Source organism: Kineosporiaceae bacterium, assembly GCA_016713225.1.
GTDB lineage: Bacteria > Actinomycetota > Actinomycetes > Actinomycetales > Kineosporiaceae > JADJPO01.
In genome coordinates, this window is the sequence record JADJPO010000004.1 from 16,907 (window position 1) to 36,784 (window position 19,878).

Annotated in this window: 14 protein-coding genes; 4 read left to right on the forward strand and 10 right to left on the reverse strand. The window is 71.0% G+C overall.

Annotation, left to right across the window (positions count from 1 at the left end; all coding sequences use genetic code 11):
- Positions 1 to 41: 41 nt before the first annotated feature.
- Positions 42 to 1,328, reverse strand: coding sequence for a S8/S53 family peptidase (locus IPK24_16705; protein ID MBK8077157.1), 1,287 nt, complete (start codon positions 1,326 to 1,328; stop codon positions 42 to 44).
- Positions 1,329 to 1,412: 84 nt separating this feature from the next.
- Between IPK24_16705 and IPK24_16710 the strand changes: the two genes are divergently transcribed.
- Entirely contained in the window at positions 1,413 to 4,049 is a 2,637-nt protein-coding gene (locus IPK24_16710) for a CHAT domain-containing protein (GenBank protein ID MBK8077158.1), read from the forward strand.
- A 67-nt stretch (positions 4,050 to 4,116) separates the two neighbouring features.
- Entirely contained in the window at positions 4,117 to 4,485 is a 369-nt protein-coding gene (locus IPK24_16715) for a DUF393 domain-containing protein (protein ID MBK8077159.1), read from the forward strand.
- 82 nt (positions 4,486 to 4,567) lie between these two features.
- On the opposite strand, the gene IPK24_16720 is transcribed toward IPK24_16715, so the two are convergent.
- The 4 genes from IPK24_16720 to IPK24_16735 all read right to left on the reverse strand — a co-directional run bounded on the left by IPK24_16720 (position 4,568) and on the right by IPK24_16735 (position 9,664).
- A complete protein-coding gene (locus IPK24_16720; protein MBK8077160.1) occupies positions 4,568 to 7,180 on the reverse strand; it encodes an Rne/Rng family ribonuclease in 2,613 nt (870 codons plus the stop codon).
- Positions 7,181 to 7,282: 102 nt separating this feature from the next.
- Entirely contained in the window at positions 7,283 to 8,050 is a 768-nt protein-coding gene (locus IPK24_16725) for a DUF2344 domain-containing protein (protein ID MBK8077161.1), read from the reverse strand.
- Positions 8,051 to 8,099: 49 nt separating this feature from the next.
- On the reverse strand, positions 8,100 to 8,804 hold the full coding sequence (locus IPK24_16730) for a class F sortase (protein ID MBK8077162.1): 705 nt from the start codon (positions 8,802 to 8,804) through the stop codon (positions 8,100 to 8,102).
- Entirely contained in the window at positions 8,801 to 9,664 is an 864-nt protein-coding gene (locus IPK24_16735; GenBank protein ID MBK8077163.1) for a DUF4397 domain-containing protein, read from the reverse strand. Before IPK24_16735 ends, IPK24_16730 begins: the two co-directional genes overlap by 4 nt.
- A gap of 268 nt (positions 9,665 to 9,932) precedes the next feature.
- Between IPK24_16735 and IPK24_16740 the strand changes: the two genes are divergently transcribed.
- Entirely contained in the window at positions 9,933 to 11,249 is a 1,317-nt protein-coding gene (locus IPK24_16740; protein MBK8077164.1) for a hypothetical protein, read from the forward strand.
- A 42-nt stretch (positions 11,250 to 11,291) separates the two neighbouring features.
- On the opposite strand, the gene IPK24_16745 is transcribed toward IPK24_16740, so the two are convergent.
- From IPK24_16745 to IPK24_16765, 5 genes are all read right to left on the reverse strand, one after another.
- Positions 11,292 to 13,205 (reverse strand): TIGR03960 family B12-binding radical SAM protein, encoded by a 1,914-nt coding sequence (locus IPK24_16745; GenBank protein ID MBK8077165.1) that lies wholly within the window; start codon positions 13,203 to 13,205, stop codon positions 11,292 to 11,294.
- A gap of 49 nt (positions 13,206 to 13,254) precedes the next feature.
- Positions 13,255 to 13,677, reverse strand: a complete 423-nt coding sequence (gene ndk, locus IPK24_16750) for a nucleoside-diphosphate kinase (protein MBK8077166.1) — start codon at positions 13,675 to 13,677, stop codon at positions 13,255 to 13,257.
- Positions 13,678 to 13,868: 191 nt separating this feature from the next.
- Positions 13,869 to 14,246 (reverse strand): DUF4233 domain-containing protein, encoded by a 378-nt coding sequence (locus tag IPK24_16755; protein ID MBK8077167.1) that lies wholly within the window; start codon positions 14,244 to 14,246, stop codon positions 13,869 to 13,871.
- Complete coding sequence (locus IPK24_16760; GenBank protein ID MBK8077168.1) at positions 14,243 to 15,604, reverse strand: bifunctional folylpolyglutamate synthase/dihydrofolate synthase; 1,362 nt, start codon at positions 15,602 to 15,604, stop codon at positions 14,243 to 14,245. Before IPK24_16760 ends, IPK24_16755 begins: the two co-directional genes overlap by 4 nt.
- Positions 15,601 to 18,840, reverse strand: coding sequence for an isoleucine--tRNA ligase (locus IPK24_16765; protein ID MBK8077169.1), 3,240 nt, complete (start codon positions 18,838 to 18,840; stop codon positions 15,601 to 15,603). Before IPK24_16765 ends, IPK24_16760 begins: the two co-directional genes overlap by 4 nt.
- Before the next feature lie 588 nt (positions 18,841 to 19,428).
- Here IPK24_16765 and IPK24_16770 point away from each other — a divergent pair.
- Entirely contained in the window at positions 19,429 to 19,866 is a 438-nt protein-coding gene (locus IPK24_16770; protein ID MBK8077170.1) for an Hsp20/alpha crystallin family protein, read from the forward strand.
- Positions 19,867 to 19,878: the final 12 nt, after the last annotated feature.

Here is a 19,878-nt window from a genome sequence, read left to right on the forward strand (position 1 = left end):
GGAGCACCCTTGGCAGGGTCAAACCGGTGATCATCCGCCGATCAGGGCACCAGCACCGGTCCCACCCCGGGAACCCGCACCAACCGCGCCTCGACCAACAGGTGCTTGAGCGCCGTGGCGGCGCTGATCTGGCAGCCGGACGCCCTGGCGGCGACCATTCCCGCCACCAACGGGGTGGCGAACGACGTGCCGCTCCAGCGTGCCAGGCCGGTGAAGGACCGTCGATCGCCCTTGAACGGGTCCTCGACACAGGTGAACCGACCCGTCGAGAAGGCGTTCACCAGGTCGGTGCCCGGGGCGTAGACATCGACCCACGGTCCGTGGTTGGAGTAGCTCGCGATCGAGGCGCAGTCCGGCTCGAGCGCCCCCACGCCGGTGACCCAGTCATAGGCGGCGGGGTACATCGGGTAGGACCAGCCGTCATTGCCGGCCGGGGCGAGCATCGCCAGGCCCTTCAGGTGCCTCAGGCGCTGTTCGTAGAGCACGTCGAAGGACACCAGACCCTGATCGCCGTAGGTGTTGGTGGCGAAGGTGTAGACCAGGACATCCGGCACCTGCTGGTCGAGCCGCGCCTGGATCTGGGCGACGATGTCGCGCTCGTAGGCCGCGCCGGTCGCCACGACCAGGGCGTCGCTGACGAACACGTCGGCCCGCGGCGCCACCACCCGGGCACACCCGGCGACGAAGGTGCCATGGCCGCCGTAGGGCAGGATCTCGTCCGCCTGCGGCCCGGTGCGCACCCCCGGGTCCGGATCGCCCTCGACCCCATGGGTCCACGGCCACTGCTCGACGGTCTGACGGTCGATGCCGGTGTCGACCGCCAGGATCGACATCCCCCACCCGGCGGCAGCAGGTCCGCAGCCGCACGTGGCCGAACCGCAGCAGGCGGTCGGCGGCCGGGTGAATCGCACCGTCGGCGTCACGACGTCGGTGTGCACCTCCTCCGGCTCGGTGGCCGGGCAGGGATGACCACAGACGTAGAGCAGGTGCTCCGGCCGGGCGATCGGCCGGCCGAGGCGATCGTTGACCTCGTCCAGCAGCCCGACCAGGCCCCGGCGGTTCTCCCGGTGACGGTCGGGCACGGTGATCCGGAACGCCACCACCCCCGAGACCGGCGAATCGTCCAGCCGGCGAGGCTCGGCGTCCAGGGCGCTCAGGGCCTCACCCACCACACCGGCGTCCTCGGCTCGCGCCATCACGGTGTCCGGCCGGTAGAGATAGGCCAGGGTCTGATCCGGATCACGCCAGTTCGGTGGATGGGCGACCACGTCGCCCTCGAAGGCGGCGAGGATCAGCTCGACCTGGTCATTCTCGCGCGGATCCGCCATGGTGGGCCTCCAGGGAAACCGTCGATCATCGACTGAGATCGTCATCTCATCGTGTCGTGACGATCAACGCAAGCGGAATGAACCATGCCAACTCACCCCACACCGATCAGCGGCGCCTCGACCACGACCGATCCCGAGCAGCTGCTGGCCCTGGCCCTTGCCGACCCGTCGAGTGCCCTGGTGGCCGCTCGTGAAGTGCTCGCCGGCCGACCGGAGGCGCGACTGGCCAGTGCCGCCCACCAGACGATCGGCGTCGTGTTCCGCCACTACGGGGCCATCGAGGAATCGATCACCGAATTGCGGCGGGCTCGTCGTTGGGCCGAGGCAGCCGGCGACAGTGAGCGAGTCCTCGATGTCACCTCGAGTCTCGGCGTCGCCCTGGCGCTCGCCGGACGCACCCGACCCGCCCTGACCGCCCTGGACGACGCCGTGGCCGCCGGCAGCGGCCGCACCCGGGGCCGGATCCTGATCCGCCGGGCTCACGTGTTCTGGCTCATCGGCCGGTATCACCAGGGGCTGGCCGATGCCCGCGAGGCCGTCAAACTGCTGCGACGCGATGAAACCCTCTGGCAGGCAAGGGCTTTCAATCACCGCGCGATGTTCCATCTGGCCCTGGGCGAGGCCGGGCGAGCCGATCGCGATCATGCCCGATCGGAGCAGCTCTTCCTGATCAGTGGGCAACACGCCGAGTACGCCTACGTCCGCATGGAGCGAGGGCTGGCGGCCCATGCCCAGGGCGACCTGCCCCGGGCGCTGCGCATGCTCCACCTGGCCGGGGAACTGTTCGCCCGTCTCGAGGTGGTCGAACCCGATCTGGCGATCAATCGCAGCGCCGTGCTGTTGGCCGCCGGGCTGACCCGGGAGGCCGTCGTCACCGCGGAGCACGCCCTGGCCGACGTGGTCGAGTACTCCGGCTCGGCAGCCAGTACGGCAGCGCTTCACCGCTCCGCGGCCCAGGCAGCGCTCGCCGACGGCGACCCGGACACCGCCGCCCGGCACGCCGAGAAGGCCCTGATCCACTACCGCCGCAGCAGTCATCCGCATGCCGCCACCGAGGTGCGCCTGGTGCTGCTGCAGGCCCAACTGGCCGGCGACGATGCCCGTGGGCAACCCGCCCTGCTGCGCCGCGCGGTCGGCCTGGCCCGCAGCGTCGACGGCCGGGACGTCGAGCTGGCCGGCGCGGCGCACCTGCTGGCCGGTCAACTCGCCCTGGCCCAACGCCGTCCCCGGTTGGCCCAGGCCGAACTGCTCGCCGCGGTGCCCCCACGCCGGGCACCCACCAGCGCCCAGGTGACCGGGTGGCTGGCCCGTGCCACGCTGCGGGCCGCCGCGGACGACGGGCCGGGTCTGTTGCGAGCCTGCGCCGCCGGCCTGAGGGTGCTCGACACCCACCTGAGCACGCTCGGTGCCACGGAACTGCGCAGCGCGGCCACGGCTCAGGGCGCCGCCTTGGCCACGCTGGCGCTCCGCCGAGCGATCGAGCTCGGTGATCCCGAATCGGTGCTGACCTGGAGCGAGCGCTGGCGGGCCGTGGTGCTGGCCACTCCCCCGGTGCGTCCGCCCTCGGACCCGGCTTTGGCGGCCGAGCTCACGGCGCTGCGGGCGACGATCCGCCGGCTCGCCGACACCGACAACCCCTCGCTGCGCCGCGACCGCCGACGGTTGGAGGACCGCGTTCGCTCCCGCGTGCTGCATCAACCCGGGCACGGCGCCCCCGAGTCGCGCCCTGCCACCGGCCGGACGGTGTTGGCCGCCCTACGCGCCGGTGCCGCCCGGCCGGCGCCGGAGTTGGTGCACCTGTCCGTGATCGACGGAACCCTGCACGCCGTCCACGTGCAGGACGGCTCGGCTCGGTTGCACCGGGTGGGTCCGGCGGACGCGGCCCGGCGCGAGCTGGACCACCTGCTGTTCGCCCTGCGTCGCGAGATCTCCGGCACCGCACGGCGGCCGATGGACGCCGAAGGGCTGGGCCGACGACTGCAGACGGCCCTGCTCGGCGATGTCGCCGAGCAGATCCGCGGCGAGGACGTCGTCCTGGCACCCCCCGGCAGTCTGCATGCCGTGCCCTGGAGCCTGCTGCCGGTGCTGCGCAACCGCGCCACCGTGGTGGCACCGTCAGCCACGGTGTGGCTGCGCGCCCTGACCGCCGATCCTCCGGCCACCGACCGCGTGGTCCTGGTCGGAGGTCCGAGACTCGGCGCCGCCCGGGACGAGATCGACGCCCTGGCCGAGCTCTACCCCGAGGCGACGGTGCTGACCGGGTCGGCCGCCACGGTCCACGCTGTCACCACAGCCATGGACGGCGCCCGTCTGGTGCACATCGCCGCGCACGGCACCCTGCGCGCCGACAGTCCGCTGTTCTCGGCCATCGAGCTCGCCGATGGACCGCTGACCGGCTACGACCTGGAACAGGTACAGCGCACCCCCCACCAGGTCGTGCTCTCGGCCTGCAGTTCAGCGGTCGGAGCACCGGCGGGCGCCGACGAGCTGCTGGGGGTCGTCGGGGCGCTGGTGGCCGGCGGCAGCACCGGGGTGGTGGCCAGCGTGGTCCCGGTGGCCGATGCGCAGGCGGTGCCCCTGATGACCGCGATGCACCGCCGCCTCTCCGGCGGGGCGAGCCTGGCCAGGGCACTGGCGGGCGCACGAAACGATCTCTACCGGGACGATCGGACCCTGCCCACCCGGCGTACGGCCGAGGCCTTCGTGGCGCTGGGTGCTTGACGCGGGGTTCCCGGGTTCCCGGGTTCCTGGGTTCCTGGGTTCCTGCTCTCGAGCGAGACTGGACGACGTGAGGTTCCTCTACGACGGCGACTGCGGGTTCTGCACCGCCTCGGCACGCTGGCTGCAGCGCCATGTGCGCCCCGCCGTCCCGATCGTGCCGTGGCAGGGCGAACCGGCGCACGTCACCGACCCGCTGCGCGACCAGCTCGCCCGCTCCGTGGTGTTGCTGGACGCCACGCAGCAGCTGCGCGCCACCGCGGGCAACGCCGTCGCGATCCTGGTGACCACCTCGCCGCACCGGTGGGCGCGATGGACCGGACACGCGATGCGGCTGCCCCTGGTGCGACTCGTGGTCGAGCTGATCTACCGCGTGATCGCCGCGAACCGGTACCGGTTGCCGGGCGCGACCGCGAGCTGCGCGATCGCCCCGGACTGACCACCCGGGTCGCACCACAACGGCGGGATTCGGTGCGCCCTGGCGACACCAAATCCCGCCGATGATCCTGCGTAAGCCTGGATCAGCCTGCGGCGGCCTCGACCGGCGCCGCCTGACCCGAGTTGCCGCCCTGGCCGCGACTGCGACCCCGGCTGCGACCGCTGCGGCCCGAACCACCCGAACCACTGCCACCCGAGCCGTTGCCACCGGAGCTGTTGCCACCCGAGGCGCCGCCACCGTCCTGCTGACGCTTCTCGACCGGCTCGTCGTGCATGATCAGGCCCCGGCCGCCACAGTGCTCGCAGGTCTCGCTGAAGACCTCCAGCAGGCCCTGGCCGACCCGCTTGCGGGTCATCTGCACCAACCCGAGCGAGGTCACCTCGGCGACCTGGTGCTTGGTGCGGTCACGCCCCAGGCACTCGAGCAGCCGGCGCAGCACCAGCTCGCGGTTCGACTCGAGCACCATGTCGATGAAGTCGACGACGATGATCCCGCCGATGTCGCGCAGCCGCAGCTGGCGGACGATCTCTTCGGCCGCCTCGAGGTTGTTCTTGGTCACCGTCTCTTCGAGGTTGCCGCCGGAGCCGGTGAACTTGCCGGTGTTGACGTCGATGACGGTCATCGCCTCGGTGCGGTCGATGACCAGCGACCCACCCGAGGGCAGCCACACCTTGCGATCCAGCGCCTTGGCGAGCTGCTCGTCCACCCGGTGCGCGGCGAAGATGTCGCCCCGCGCCGACCCGTCGACCACCTCGTCGGCGTCCCACTTGTGCATGCGCTCGACCAGGTCGGGCGCGACGTGACCGATGTAGCCGCGCAGCGTGTCCCAGGTGTCGGGGCCGCTGACCAGCAGCGAGGAGAAGTCCTCGTTGAAGATGTCGCGGACCACGCGGATCGCCAGGTCGGGCTCGCCGTACAGCAGGTTCGGGGCGTTGACCGCCTTCGCCTTGGCGGCGATGTCCTCCCACTGGGCGGCCAGGCGGGCCACGTCACGGCGCAGCTCGTCCTCCGAGGCCCCCTCGGCGGCCGTGCGCACGATCACGCCGGCCTCCTCGGGCACGACGTCGCGCAGGATCTTCTTCAGCCGGGCCCGCTCGGTGTCGGGCAGCTTGCGGCTGATGCCGGTCATCGAGCCGTTCGGCACGTAGACCAGGTAGCGGCCAGGCAGCGAGATCTGGCTGGTCAGCCGGGCGCCCTTGTGGCCGATGGTGTCCTTGGTGACCTGCACCAGCACGGACTCACCCGACTTGAGGGCGTGCTCGATGCGCTTGGCCTGCCCGTCCAGGCCCGCGGCGTCCCAGTTGACCTCACCGGCGTACAGGACGGCGTTGCGCCCCTTGCCGACGTCGATGAAGGCGGCCTCCATGCTGGGCAGCACGTTCTGCACCCGGCCGAGGTAGACGTTGCCGACCATCGAGGTCTGGGTGCGCCGGGCGACGTAGTGCTCGACCAGGACGCCGTCCTCGAGCACGCCGATCTGGGTGCGGCCCTCGAGCTCACGCACCAGCATGACCCGGTCGACGCTCTCGCGCCGGGCCAGGAACTCGGCCTCGGTGATGACCGGACGACGCCGGCCGGCCTCGCGCCCCTCACGGCGGCGCTGCTTCTTGGCCTCCAGCCGGGTCGACCCGCGCAGCCCGGTGACGTCACCGCTGCCCGAACCGCCGCTGGAGCCGCGCCGGCCCTCGCGGACCCGGACCACCGTGTTCGGCGGGTCGTCGTCCGTGCCGGCCTCGCCGCCGCCACCGCTGCGCCGACGACGCCGACGACGACGCCGGGTGCCCGCAGGCGTGTCCTCGTCCTCGTCGTCGCCGTCCTCGGCTGACTCGGCAGACTCTGCCGACTCGGCCGCGGCAGCCGCGCCGGACTCCCCGGCGTTCTCGCCGTCGGCGGCCTCGCCGGTGGTGGTCTCTTCGGCATCGCCGTCCTCGCGACCGCGGGGACGTCGTCCCCGACCGCCACGACGGCGCCGCCGCGGGCGCCCGGCCTCGTCGTCCTCGGCCTCGTCGTCGGCAGGTGCCGGTGCGGCGGGCTCGGCCACGGCGGGCACCGGCTCGTCGGCCACGAGCTCGACGACCGGCGGCCCGGCGGGGCGGCTCGCCGCCCGGCGGCGGCCACCGGTGGTGGCAGGTAGCGGCGCCGGTGCCTGGAACAGCGGCATGCTCAGCGACGTCGGGGCATCGAGCGCAGCGGCGGACTCGAGCGTCTCGTCCTCGTCCAGGACGGCGGACTCGGCCACGGCGAGGCGCGCCGGCTGGGCCGCGGCGGACTCAGCCGAGGTCTCGACGGGCGGTTCGGTGGCCTCGGCCGGTGGCGCTGCCACGGCCTTCTTGCGGGTGCGCCGCTTGGGTGCGGCGGCGGGAGCCGTCTCGGGCTCGGCAACCGGCTCGGCAACCGGCTCGGTGGGGGTCTCGGCAGCAGCCACCGCGGGGGCGGCGACGGCCTTCTTGCGGGTGCGGCGCTTGGGCGCCGGCGGAACCTCGCCAGCAGAGCCCTCGGCAGCAGAGGCCTCGACAACAGGGGCCTCGACAGCGGCGCCGTCGATGCTCGGGCCGGTGGGGCTGTCCGCGGGCGTGTCGGGAACCACAGGTGCCGGCGGGCCGGCCGGGCGAGAGGCCGCTCGGCGGCGGCGCGGGGTGGTGGTCGAGGTGGTGCTGGTCGTGGTGCTGGGTGCCTGCTCATTGTCGAGCGTCACGGGTACTCCCGTTCAACCCCGGGTGCCGCTCACACCATCAGCACCGCGCGGGGCGGTTGTCGCGTTCGTCCCGCCGGGCTCGGCGAAACGGAAGCATCTCTGTTACGAGGTCCGGTCGGCGGTCAGTGGATCGGCCACCGCGCCGCTCCGGTCGTCCAGCGGTCCCTGCGCCAGTCGCGTCATCCGGGCTGGAGACGGCGGCGCGAGGAGGGCCTGCGACCTGAGTGCGGCGAGGACATCGTCGGGTCGAACAGCCGGTGTGACATGCCGGACGACCAGACGAAGTATCGCACAGCCACCGTCGGTGACTCGAGCGACACCCGTACTGCTGATCTCCTCGGCAGATCGGCCCGCCGACTCGAGTGCCTCGGAGGTGGTGGTCTCGACGCGCACATCGAGCACCGCTGCCCGCGCGTCGAAGGTCCGCAGGCCCGCTTTCGTCATCCGGCTGACCTCGACCCGGTCTGCCACGCGGAAGGCCTCCACGGCCGCCGCGGCGGCGTCCGGGTCGACCCCGGGCAGCTCGATCCGCCACAACGAGGCCTCGAGCCGATCGGCCAGGCCCGAGGTGCGGGCCTCCACCACGTCGATCACGTCCAGGCCGGGCGGGAGCGCGGCGTCCAGGGCGGCCCGCAGCGCGTCCGGCTCGACCCGCGCCGCCAGTCCCAGCTCGAGGTACTCGGCCTCACTGGCCGCGCCGGTGGGGGCGGCATTGGCGTAGGAGATCTTGGGATGCGGATTGAACCCCGCCGAGTAGGCCATCGGCGCCTGGATCCGCCGCAGGGCACGCTCCAGCGCGCGCTGGAAGTCACGGTGGCTGGTGAACCGCAGCCGGCCCCGCTTGGCGTACCGGATGCGCACGCGTTGCACCGTGGGCGGCGGTGGAGGTCCTTCGGGCTGGCGGGCCATGACCAGAACCCTAAGCGCGCAGCGGCAGTGCCACGACGACGTAGTTGTCCCGGTAGCGGTGCTTGGCCCGGTCGAACGGCCCACCGCAGGTGATCAGAACCAGGCGATGCGGCCCCGCTTGACTGAAGAACTCGTCGTCCTGGGCCAGGCTCTGCTGGTTGATCTGCAGCGCCCGCTGGATCCGGTAGCGCTGCCGCTTCTTGCCGGCCTGAAGCACGATGACCTCGCCGGCCTTGGCCCACTTCAGCTCGGCCAGGGCACCCAATCCGTACGTGCGGGAATCGACATGGCCGGCGATCACCAGACTGCCGGACGGGTCACCGGCATGTGCCCCGCCGTCCCACCAACCGACGGTGTCGGGCCGGTCCGGGATCACCAGGCTGCCGTCCTCGGCGACGTCCGAAACCTGGACGGGTGCCTGACGACCGCTGGGCAACACCATCCGGGTGGGCACGAAGGTGGCCAGTTGTTCGCCGGTGCCCCGGACGACGGGTACCGAGACCGCCGGCGCAGGGCGCGCCGACGAGGAGGCCAGGGGCGGCATCAGGGAGGGCTCCACGAGGCCCGGTGCCGCCGCAGCCGAGGTTTCGGACAGCACCGTCACCACGGCAGGCACCGGCACAGCGGGCGCCACGGCGAGCGCCACACCCGAGGCGGCCATGCTCACGCCGTAGGCACCCAGGCCGATCAGGACCAGGGTCGAGCGACCTCTCACCGGGAGTGCCGGCTACCGATCACCGGACCGGCCGTCGAGCGGCGGTTGAGCAGGACCAGCCCGGCGAAGGCGGTGAACGCCGCCAGCAGCGCCCACGTCGCCGGCGAGGTACCGCCGATCACGGTGTCGGCAGCCTGGCCGCCGTCACCGGTGCGCACAACGCCGGGGCGCTTCGAACCGACCAGACCCAGGCGCATCACGTGCAGGACGGCGTCTGTCGTGCCGGCCGTGGCGTCACCGATCGCGTACAGCCGCACCAGGGTTCCCGGCTGCAGCGTCACCGTGACGGGGTCGAGGATCACCGGGCCGCTGGTCGCCGTGGGCACCATGTCGATCAGACAGTCCATGGCCTTGTTCTCGACCGTCAGCGACTCGCCGTTGGCGACGTTGCGGAAGATCACCTTGCCGTTGTCGCGGATGTCCACCGGCGGCGCGGCCGCCACGTGGGAGACCACCAACCGGGACTTGCCGGGGGCGATGGCGCGCAGATCGTTGCCGAAGACCGTGATGACCGCCGACCGGGCCGCATCGGCACTGCGGTGGGCGACGACGTCGATGCTCTCGCCGGCCTTGACGGTGAACGATCCGGTCACCACGGAGGTACCGGCGTTCTTCAACGTCAGCACGTGCGGACCGGCGGCCAGGTGCAACGGACCGACGATCGTCTTGGGCGCCGCCGCGGCGGCAACCGTGTGGCCATCGACCACGACGTCCGCGGGAGAGCCCACGAGCCCGTGGACGACGAAGACGTCACCGGTCGAGGCGGCGCCCGCGCTCATCGGCACGGCGAACAGCGCCGCGGTGCTCGCCAATGCCAGCGCCAGCACGCTCAGCAGGCCGCGAGCCCAGCGAACACCCATCGAGACCTCCGTGTCATGGCCGATCGTGACCAATCTGCGCGCAACCGCGGTTGTCGGCTGCTCTGCGTGAGCACACTCTAGGGCCGAGGATGCGACATTCGGTGGCAGCTTGGCCGAACCGTCACGGACGGGTCGTACCAGCTTGGTCACGAGCGGGACGTTTGACACCGAGTGTGACCATCGTGACGTCTGGATCCGGATAGTGTGTCCGGTAACAAGGCCGTCTCTTTGCACGTGGCGGGCTTGATCCGGGTGGTGGGAGGTACAGATGACGGAGCGGAATCCCGCTTCGACCACGGGGGAGATCGTCGAGCAGGCCTCGACGCTGCCCACCGTTGTCCCTGCGCCCGCCGAACCGGTTCCGGCCGGGGCGCTGTCCACCGAGGCCGAGCCACCCGAGATCACCGGGGACGCCGTCCCCGAGACGCGCCGCGCCGACGCCCCCGTGCCCGTGGTCGCGCCACCCCGTCCCGTGTCGAGTTCGCCGGGATTGAAGTCGCGCCACCCCCGCCGCCCCACGTCCCCGGTGGCGGTTCGTCCCGTCCGGGCGCCGCTGTCGGGCCTGCGCCAGAAGATCGAGAGCACGGCGGCACTGCGCGAGTCGCTGGACGCCAAGGAGGCCGAGGCCCAGGACCTGCGCGCCTCCATCGAACAACTGCGCCGCGAGCTGGACAACGAACGCGGTGCTCCGCCGGCAGCGCCGCTGCCCGACACCTTCGGCGGGGTGCCCCCGACCGCCGACGCGGTCGCCGACTCCTTCGAGCGCAGCGAGTCCGAGACCACGCGTCGTCCGTGGTGGTTCCTGATGCTGATGGCGGTGATCCTGGCGGCGCTGCTGCTGGCACTCGCCTCGCGGTGCGACAGCTCCCCCACGGCCTCCACCCCGCAACCCTCGGCCGGCGCCTCGGCACCGGTCACCGGAGCAGCCTCGCCGGCCGCGTCGTCCGAGCCGACCGCCGCAACCGGGGCGAAGGCGACGCCGATGCCCTGGCCGGGGTCCGGCCCCGTGGTCCGCCCGGCGAGTGTGCCGGCCACCGGCCCCGGGATCGACACGCCCGGAACCCATCTCGAGATCGCTCTCGACCGCGACGGCACGTCGGTCGACGCCTACGAGAGCCTGCGCCTGGTCGACCCGCGCAGCGAGCCGTTGGCCCTTCAGCTGCCGTCGATGACCAGCGAGGTCCGCTCGACGATACGCAGCATCCAGGTCGAGCTCGACGGCGTGCTCGCCCCGGTGACCGGCACGTCGGCCACCGGATTCAGCGCCGCACCGGTCGCCGGCAAGCCCTACACGACCGCCGTGGTGCGCTACCAGCTGGCCACCTCGGTCGTGGTGCCGACCCCGGCCCGGGCCGGGCGCATCTCGGCCGTGGCCGTGTCGCTGACCGCGCCGCTGGCCCAGGCCGCCGACCTGCCGGTGCGGCTGCACAGCGCTGATCCCCAGATGCGTGGGGTCGACTGCGCGCTGGCGGCCATCACCGACCGGTTGTGCGGTGCCCTCGATGCGAAGACCGGGCTGACCGCGCTCCTGCCGGCCTCGGCTCAGAGCGCCATCTTCTCCGTCCAGGTGGACCGCACGAGCTGAACGGTGCGAGCCACGACCTGAACGGTTCGGCTGAGCCGCCGGTCAGTGCGGGCGGGCGAGCTGGATCTCGGTGCCCAGCTGCGGGCAGACGCCGCAGTCGAAGCACGGGGTCCAGCGGCAGTCCTCGACCTCGACGGCGTCAGCGGATCCGACAGCGTCCTGCCAGTCCTCCCACAGCCAGTCCTTGTCCAGCCCCGAGTCCAGGTGGTCCCAGGGCAGCACCTCGCTCTGGTCACGCTCGCGCGTGGTGTACCAGTCGACGTCCACCGGTTCGCTCGCCAGCGCGGTCTCGGCCGCGCTCATCCATCGATCGAAACTGAAGTGCTCGCTCCAGCCGTCGAAGCGGCCACCGTCCGCCCACACCGCCCGGATGACCGCGGACAGCCGCCGGTCACCGCGCGACAACAGTCCCTCGACGATGCCCGGCTTGCCGTCGTGGTAGCGGAATCCGATCGCGCGGGCGTAGTTGCGATCCGACCGGACGGCGTCGCGCAGCTTGGCCAGGCGGGCGTCGGTGGTCTCGTGGTCGAGTTGAGCGGCCCACTGGAACGGGGTGTGCGGCTTGGGCACGAAGCCGCCGATGCTGACGGTGCACCGGATGTCGCGGGTGCCGGTCACGCGGCGTCCGGTCTCGATGACCCGCTTGGCGAGTTCGGCGATCTGCAGCACGTCCTCGTCGGTCTCGGTGGGCAGTCCGCACATGAAGTAGAGCTTCACCTGACGCCAGCCGGCCGAGTAGGCGGCCGTCACGGTACGCACCAGGTCGTCCTCGGTGACCATCTTGTTGATCACCTTGCGAATGCGTTCGCTACCGCCCTCGGGCGCGAACGTCAGCCCGGATCGCCGTCCGTTGCGGGACAGCTCGTTGGCCAGGTCGATGTTGAACGCATCGACGCGGGTGCTGGGCAGGGACAACCCGGTGTTGGTGCCGTCGTAGGTGTCGGCCAGCTGCTTGGTCAGGTCGGCGATCTCGGAATGGTCGGCGCTGGACAGGCTGAGCAGCCCGACCTCTTCGAAACCCGTTGCCGCCAAGCCCTTCTCGACCATGCCTCGAATACCGTGGGTGCTCCGCTCCCGCACCGGCCTGGTGATCATTCCGGCTTGGCAGAACCGGCAGCCGCGGGTGCACCCGCGAAAGATCTCGACGCTCATCCGCTCGTGCACGCTCTCGGCGAGCGGAACCAGCGGCTGCTTGGGGTAGGGCCAGGAGTCCAGGTCCATCAGGGTGTGCTTGCTGACCCGCCACGGCACGCCCGGGCGGTTGGGAGCCACCCGACGAATGCGACCGTCGGCGGTGTAGTCGACGTCGTAGAAGGCGGGCACGTAGACCGAGCCGGTCGCGGCAAGGCGCTCCAGCAGGCCGAGTCGTCCACCGGGGCGCCCCTCACGCTTCCAGGCCCCGACCAGGTCGGTCACCATGAGCACGGCCTGCTCGCCGTCCCCCAGGATCGCGGCATCGATGAACTCGGCGATCGGCTCGGGGTTGAAGGCGGCGTGTCCCCCGGAGAGGACGATCGGGTGATCCTCGCCGCGGTCGGCGGCGCTCAGCGGGATGCCGGCCAGGTCGAGCGCCGTGAGCATGTTGGTGTAGCCGAGCTCGGTCGAGAAGGACACCCCGAAGACGTCGAACGCTCCCACCGGCCGGTGGGCATCGACCGTGAACTGCGGGACGCCGTGGCTGCGCATCAGCGCTTCCATCTCGGGCCAAACCGCATACGTGCGCTCGGCCAACGCGTCGTCCCGCTCGTTGATGACCTCGTAGAGGATCATGACGCCCTGGTTGGGCAGGCCGACCTCGTACGCGTCGGGGTACATGAGTGCCCAGCGCACGGTGGCCTCGCCGACGAGGTCCCAGTCCTTGACCGTGCTGTTGAGCTCACCGCCGACGTACTGGATCGGCTTGCTGACCAAGGGCAGCAACGGTTCCAGGTCTTCGAAGACGCTCCGCACGGGCATGTAGGCAACCCTAACCCGGCTTGCACCGGGTGATGCTGACGAGGTGGGCTCAGCCCGCCAGGCCGGGGAACCAGAGCGCGATCTCGCGGGCCGCCGACTCGGGCGAGTCCGACCCGTGCACCAGGTTCTCGGTCGAGCCGTTGCCCCAGTCACGACCCAGGTCACCGCGGATGGTGCCCGGGGCCGCCTTGGTGGCGTCGGTGGTGCCCGCCAGCGAGCGCCAGCCCTCGATCACCCGTTGGCCCTCGATCACCGCGGCCACCACGGGGCCGGAGCTCATGAAGCCCACCAGGTCGTCGAAGAACGGCTTTCCGACGTGCTCGGCATAGTGGGCATCGAGCAGCGCTCGGTCGGCTCGGCGCAGATCCATCGCCACGATCGTGTAGCCCTTGGCCTCGATCCGGCGCAGCACCTCCCCCACGTACCCGCGCGCGACGCCGTCCGGCTTGATCAGTACGAGGGTTCGGTCCACGGCCGAAGCATAGCCAGACCGGGCATACCAGGCCCTGGACCAGAGGTCTCAGGTGCAATGCCGCTCGAGGTGATCCCTGGATGGTGTGCACCGCGAGCACCCATTCTTGGTGATCATGCAATCCGCGCACGTTTTGTGCACGGATTGCATGATCACCGAGGGTTTGGGGCGAGGACACCCACACACCGTGCTCAGGTCGAGGACTGACCTGCCTCGCGTCGGCGGTCCAGCTCCTGCGCGATCCGGGCGCGATCGCGCTCGACGCGGGTGCCCACCCGCAGGGCGGCGAACCAGAGCACCGCGAAGACCACCCCCACGATGTACATGGCGTGGATCCAGTACCCGGTGGCGATCACCGCGACCTGCAGCACGCTGCCCAGAACGTAGCCCGCGCGCGAGCGCAGCAGGCCGGCCGCCACGAGGCAGGCCAGCGCCAAGGCTCCCAGGATCAGCATCGAGCGGCCGAGGCTGATGGTGGTGGTTGCCTTACCCGCCAGGCCGCCCAGGAACACCGAGATCGACTCCAGCGCGAGCATGCTGGCGGCGAGGGTGCGGCGCGGAGATCTCATCGGTCCACCCGCAGCAGCGTGCGCACCTCTCCGGCCAGCGGGATCGAGCCCGTGACCAGCACTCCGGCACCCGGCTCGTGGTCGACCTCGGCCCGGGCCACGGCCAGGTCGAGAGCCGAGTCGAGCCGGTCGGCGACGTGCACGCGATCCTCGCCGAAGACCTCCCGGGCGATCTCGGCCAGCTCGTCCGGCGCCATGGCGCGCGGGGACGCCGAACGGGTCACGACGACCTCGTCCAGCACGGGTTGCAGCGCGTCCAGGATGCCGATCACGTCCTTGTCGGCCATCACCCCGACCACCCCGATCAGACGGGCGAACCCGAACGCGTCGTCGATCGAGTCGGCGAGCGCCTGGGCACCGGCGGGGTTGTGCGCGGCGTCCACCATGATCGTGGGGCTGCGGCGCACGACCTCGAGCCGGCCCGGCGAGTCCACCCCCGCGAAGGCGGCGCGGACGACGTCCGGATCGAGCCGTCCGCTGCTCGGCCCGGCGCCGAGGAACGCCTCGACGGCGGCCAGCGCACACACCGCGTTCTGCGCCTGGTGAATGCCGTGCAGTGGCAGGAACAGGTCCTCGTAGATGCCGCCGAGACCCTGCAGGGTCAGCAACTGTCCGCCGATGGCGACCTCGCGCCCGGCCACACCGAACTCGAGGCCCTCGCGGGCCACCGTGGCACCGACCTCGGCGGCACGACGCAGCAGGATCTCGGCCGCCTCGTGACTGTCCTGGTCGGCGATGATCGCCACGGCACCGGGCTTGATGATCCCGGCCTTCTCGGTGGCGATCTGGCTGATCTCGTGGCCGAGGAAGTGCTGGTGGTCGATCGCGATCGGCGTGATCACGGCGACCTCGGCATCGATCACGTTGGTGGCATCCCACGAACCACCCATGCCGACCTCGATGACGGCAACCTCGGCCGGGGCGTCGGCGAAGGCCGCGTACGCCATGGCGACGAGCACCTCGAAGAAGGTCATCCGTGGCTCGCCGCGCTCGGCCGAGCGGGCATCGACCAGGTCGAGATACGGGGCGATCTCGTCGTAGACCTCGACGAACCGCTCGGGCGAGAGCGGCTCGCCGTCGATCGCGATCCGCTCGCGGACGTCGGACAGGTGCGGGCTGACGAATCGACCGGTGCGCAAGCCGTGTTCGCGCAGCAGTCGCTCGACGATGCGTGTGGTCGAGGTCTTGCCGTTGGTGCCGGTCAGATGGACGGCGCGCAGCGAGGTCTGCGGGTCGCCCATCAGCTCGGTGACCGCTCTGATCCGGTCGAGGCTCGGCACCAGGTCGTGCTCGGGTGCCCGGGACAGGATCGCCCGGTAGACGTCCTCGAGGCGCTCGACCGGGTCGGTGTCGGTCACGCGCGTTCCACCGACACGGCCGCCACGGCCTCGCCGGACAGCGTCTCGTACGAGACCTGCCCATCACGTTCGGCCTGCGCGGACAGCACGACCTCGTCGGCCAGCGTCTCGCCGGCGATCAGGTCGCGATGCGCCTCGACCGCGGCAGCCACGTCATCGGATGGCGTGGTCAGCCGCAGCACGATCCGGTCGCCGATCGCCAGACCCGCGTCCCGCCGAGCCTGTTGCACGATCCGGATCACGTCGCGTGCCAGCCCCTCGCGGGCGGCCTCGGGCGTGACGGTGGTGTCCAGCACGACGAACCCGCCGCCGGGCAGCACCGCCACGGCCACCTGATCCTCACCGGCACCGGAGACCACGGTCTCGACCGCGAACTCGCCCTCGACCAGCGGCACCCCACCGCAGACCACGGCGCCGTCCTCGCCTCGACTCCAGTCCCCAGCCTTGCTGGCCTGGATCACCTGCTGGACGGCGCGCCCCAGCCGCGGGCCGGCGGCGCGGGCGTTGACGGTGAGCCGTTCGGTGACCCCGACGGCATGACCCCCGGCATCGGCCAGATCGACCAACCGGACGTCGCGCACGTTCACCTCGTCGGCGATCACCGCCGAGAACCCCTGCAGCGCAGCTGGTTCGGCAGTGACCACGGTGAGCTGGAGCAGCGGCAGCCGAACCCGCAGGTTCGCCGCCTTGCGCAGGCCCAAGGTGGCCGAGGCGACCTCGCGGGCGGTGTCCATGGCGGCCACCAGGGCGTCGTCCGCGGGCAGTTCGTCGGGGCTCGGCCAGTCGGTCAGGTGCACGCTGCGCCCGCCGGTGAGCTGCTGCCAGATGTCCTCGGTGACCAGCGGCAGCAGCGGCGCGGCGAGCCGGGTGAGCACCTCGAGCGAGCGGGCCAGGGTGTCGAACGCAGCCCGGCTCGAGGCGATGGCCGACGCCTCGGTTCCCGTGGCCCAGAACCGCTCCCGGGACCGGCGGATGTACCAGTTGGTCAGCACGTCGAGGTGGTCACGCACGCTCTGGCAGGCACCGGCGATGTCGTAGGCGTCCAGCTGCTCGGTCATGGTGGTGACCAGGGCGTGGGTCTTGGCGAGCAGGTACCGGTCGAGCACGTCGTCCGAGGTGGTGGCGCCTTCACCGGAGGCCCAGTTGGCCCGATACCCGTTCTCGCCGAACGTGTTCGCGTACAGCGAGAAGAAGTACCAGACGTTCCACAGCGGCAGCATCACCTGGCGCACACCGTCGCGGATGCCGCGCTGGGTGACGACCAGGTTGCCGCCACGCAGCACCGGCGAGCTCATCAGGAACCAGCGCATGGCGTCCGAGCCGTCGCGGTCGAAGACCTCGCGGACGTCGGGGTAGTTGCGCAGGCTCTTGCTCATCTTGCGGCTGTCGTCACCGAGCAGGATGCCGTGGCTGACGCAGCTCGAGAACGCCGGCCGGTCGAACAGGGCGGTGGCCAGCACGTGCATGGTGTAGAACCAGCCGCGGGTCTGGCCGATGTACTCGACGATGAAGTCGCCCGGGTAGTGGTGCTCGAACCAGTCCTTGTTCTCGAACGGGTAGTGCACCTGCGCGAACGGCATCGAGCCGGACTCGAACCAGCAGTCCAGCACCTCGGGCACCCGGCGCATGGTCGACCGTTGCCCTTCGGGGCGCGGGTCATCCGGGTTCGGCCGGGTCAGCTCGTCGATGAAGGGCCGGTGCAGGTCGGTGACCTCGACGCCGAAATCGGCCTGCAACTGCTCCAGCGAGCCGTAGACATCGGTGCGTGGGTAGGTCGGGTCATCGCTCACCCACACCGGGATCGGACTGCCCCAGTACCGGTTACGGCTGATCGACCAGTCGCGGGCATTCGCCAACCACTTGCCGAACGAGCCCTCCTTGATGTGCTCGGGCACCCAGTGGATCTGCTGGTTCAGCTCGACCATGCGGTCCTTGAACGAGCTGACCTTGACGAACCAGCTCGACACCGCCTTGTAGATCAGCGGGTTGTCGCAGCGCCAGCAGTGCGGGTAGGGGTGTTCGTAGGTCTCGTGCCGCAGCAGGGTTCCGGCAGCCTTCAGGTCGGCGACGATGCGCGGGTTGGCCTCGAACACCTGCATTCCGGCGTAGTCGCCGACCTCGCTGGTGAACCGCCCCTGGGCATCGACGGGGACGACGGGCTCGATGTCGGCGGCGTCGGTGACGAGCTTGTCCTCCTCACCGAAGGCCGGCGCGATGTGCACGATCCCGGTGCCGTCCTCGGTGGTGACGTAGTCGGCGGTCAGGATCTGGTGTGCGTTGCGCCGTCCGGCGAAGTAGGCGAACGGCGGGATGTAGGTCGAGCCGACCAGCTCGGCGCCGGTGAACCGGGCTGTGATGCGGGACGCCGCGTCGTCCCCGAGTTCGCGCGCGTACGCCGCCAGGCGCGCCTCGGCCAGCAGATACGAGGTGCCCTCGTGTCCGACCACGACATAGGTGACGTCCGAGTTCACCGCCATCGCGAGGTTGGACGGCAGCGTCCAGGGGGTCGTCGTCCAGATCAGCGCCTTGGCGCCGACGGCCGGACCGCTGGTGAGCTCGAAGGCCACGGTGACGGCAGGGTCCTGCCGATCGCGGTAGACGTCGTCCATGCGGGTCTCGGTGTTGCTCAGCGGGGTCTCACAACGCCAGCAGTAGGCCAGCACCCGGAAGCCCTCGTAGACCAAGCCCTTGTCCCACAGAGACTTGAAGGCCCACATGACCGATTCCATGTAGTCCAGGTCGAGGGTCTTGTAGTCGTTCTCGAAGTCGACCCAGCGCGCCTGGCGGTGGACGTAGTCCTCCCAGTCCTTGGTGTAGGCCAGCACCGAGGTACGGCAGGCATCGTTGAAGGTGGCGATGCCCATCGTCTCGATCTCGGCCTTGTGGGCGATGCCGAGCTGCTTCTCGGCCTCGACCTCGGCGGGCAGGCCGTGGCAGTCCCAACCGAAGCGGCGCTCGACCCGCCGCCCGCGCATGGTCTGGTACCGCGGCACGACGTCCTTGACGTAGCCGGTCAGCAGGTGGCCGTAGTGCGGCAGGCCGTTGGCGAAGGGAGGACCGTCGTAGAAGACGAACTCGTTGCCACCGGTCACGGTCTCGCCGTCGACGACGCCGTCCGCCGGACGGGCGTCCACGCTCGCCTGGAAGGTCTTGTCGCTCTCCCAGAACCGCTGGACCCGTTCCTCGAGCTGAGGAAAGGCGGGGCTCGCGGGCACCTCGGGATAGGGCTGGGACACGGGTCGTACTCCTCGGTCGGCTCGCACTACGCCGCGAGGACGACGCCACCGGAGTTCCGGGAGCACCGCGGTACCACCTCGCTTGCCCGACGCACGCGCCGGACCTCTCTCGATCGGCTGTGACGGGCCGTCCCGTCCGGTTCTACTGGGATCGGTCGACCGAGCTGATCGACCGTTCTGTTCTTCCGGAGGCTCGCCGGTGATGGCCGGGTCGACGCCTGTGCTGCGATGGTACGGGCTGTTGCGTGAGGTGGCCAAAGCGATACGCCTCGAGCTCACCGGCACCCCCGGTGAACCTGCCTCGGTCCATTCCCCCGCCACGCTCACAGTCCGAGGAAAATCGTTCACATGTTCGATCGCACGACGTGGGGACACTCCCACGGCACGGCGACCGACCCGAGGACATTGGCCCGTTACCCGCAGGGCCGCTCACGCCTAGACTCGTTCTATGGGGCCACTGCGCCCCGATGCGCGGCCACCGTCCGCCGATGTCCGACCGCCATGCAGCGCTGTGACCTGGGTAGCCCTGGTCGCCTCGCAACCGGCGGGGCCACGGGGAGGACGAGAAGGGCCGTGAGACACATGATCATGTATCAGATCGAACGCCGGCCCGCCGTGCCGCTCGGGCCGGCCTGGGCCACCTGGATGGGTTTGTGGTTCTCGCTGGCGCCGGTCTCCCTCGACCGGCCGGCGACGCCCCACGACGAGAACCGGATGGCGTGCCAGGAGTTCTGGCAGGACGGCCGGTACGGGTGGCGTACCGGGCTGCCGGGCATCGACCCCGATCGCGACCTTCGCGTCACCGTCGAGAACGGGGTGTTGACGCTCACCGCGCAGCGCTGGCACGGAACACGCACCTTCTCCGCCCGCCTGCCAGAGGGTGTCGACTCCGACGACATCGTCGCCGTCTACCGTGACGGTGTGCTCGAGGTGTCGATGCCGCTGGAACCGGACGACGCGATCGTCGCCTGGATGGACGAGATCCGACCCGAGAACGCGACGGTGCCGGTCCAGCATCCCGCGTGAACCCCGGCGTGG

Excerpts from the sequence above, each read along its gene's own strand:
- IPK24_16745 (MBK8077165.1), bottom strand. The coding sequence starts at position 13,205 with ATGCCCGTGCGGAGCGTCTTCGAAGACCTGGAACCGTTGCTGCCCTTG.
- IPK24_16735 (MBK8077163.1), bottom strand. The coding sequence starts at position 9,664 with ATGGGTGTTCGCTGGGCTCGCGGCCTGCTGAGCGTGCTGGCGCTGGCA.
- IPK24_16755 (MBK8077167.1), bottom strand. The coding sequence starts at position 14,246 with ATGAGATCTCCGCGCCGCACCCTCGCCGCCAGCATGCTCGCGCTGGAG.
- IPK24_16710 (MBK8077158.1), top strand. The coding sequence starts at position 1,413 with ATGCCAACTCACCCCACACCGATCAGCGGCGCCTCGACCACGACCGAT.
- IPK24_16770 (MBK8077170.1), top strand. The coding sequence starts at position 19,429 with ATGTATCAGATCGAACGCCGGCCCGCCGTGCCGCTCGGGCCGGCCTGG.
- IPK24_16705 (MBK8077157.1), bottom strand. The coding sequence starts at position 1,328 with ATGGCGGATCCGCGCGAGAATGACCAGGTCGAGCTGATCCTCGCCGCC.
- IPK24_16740 (MBK8077164.1), top strand. The coding sequence starts at position 9,933 with ATGACGGAGCGGAATCCCGCTTCGACCACGGGGGAGATCGTCGAGCAG.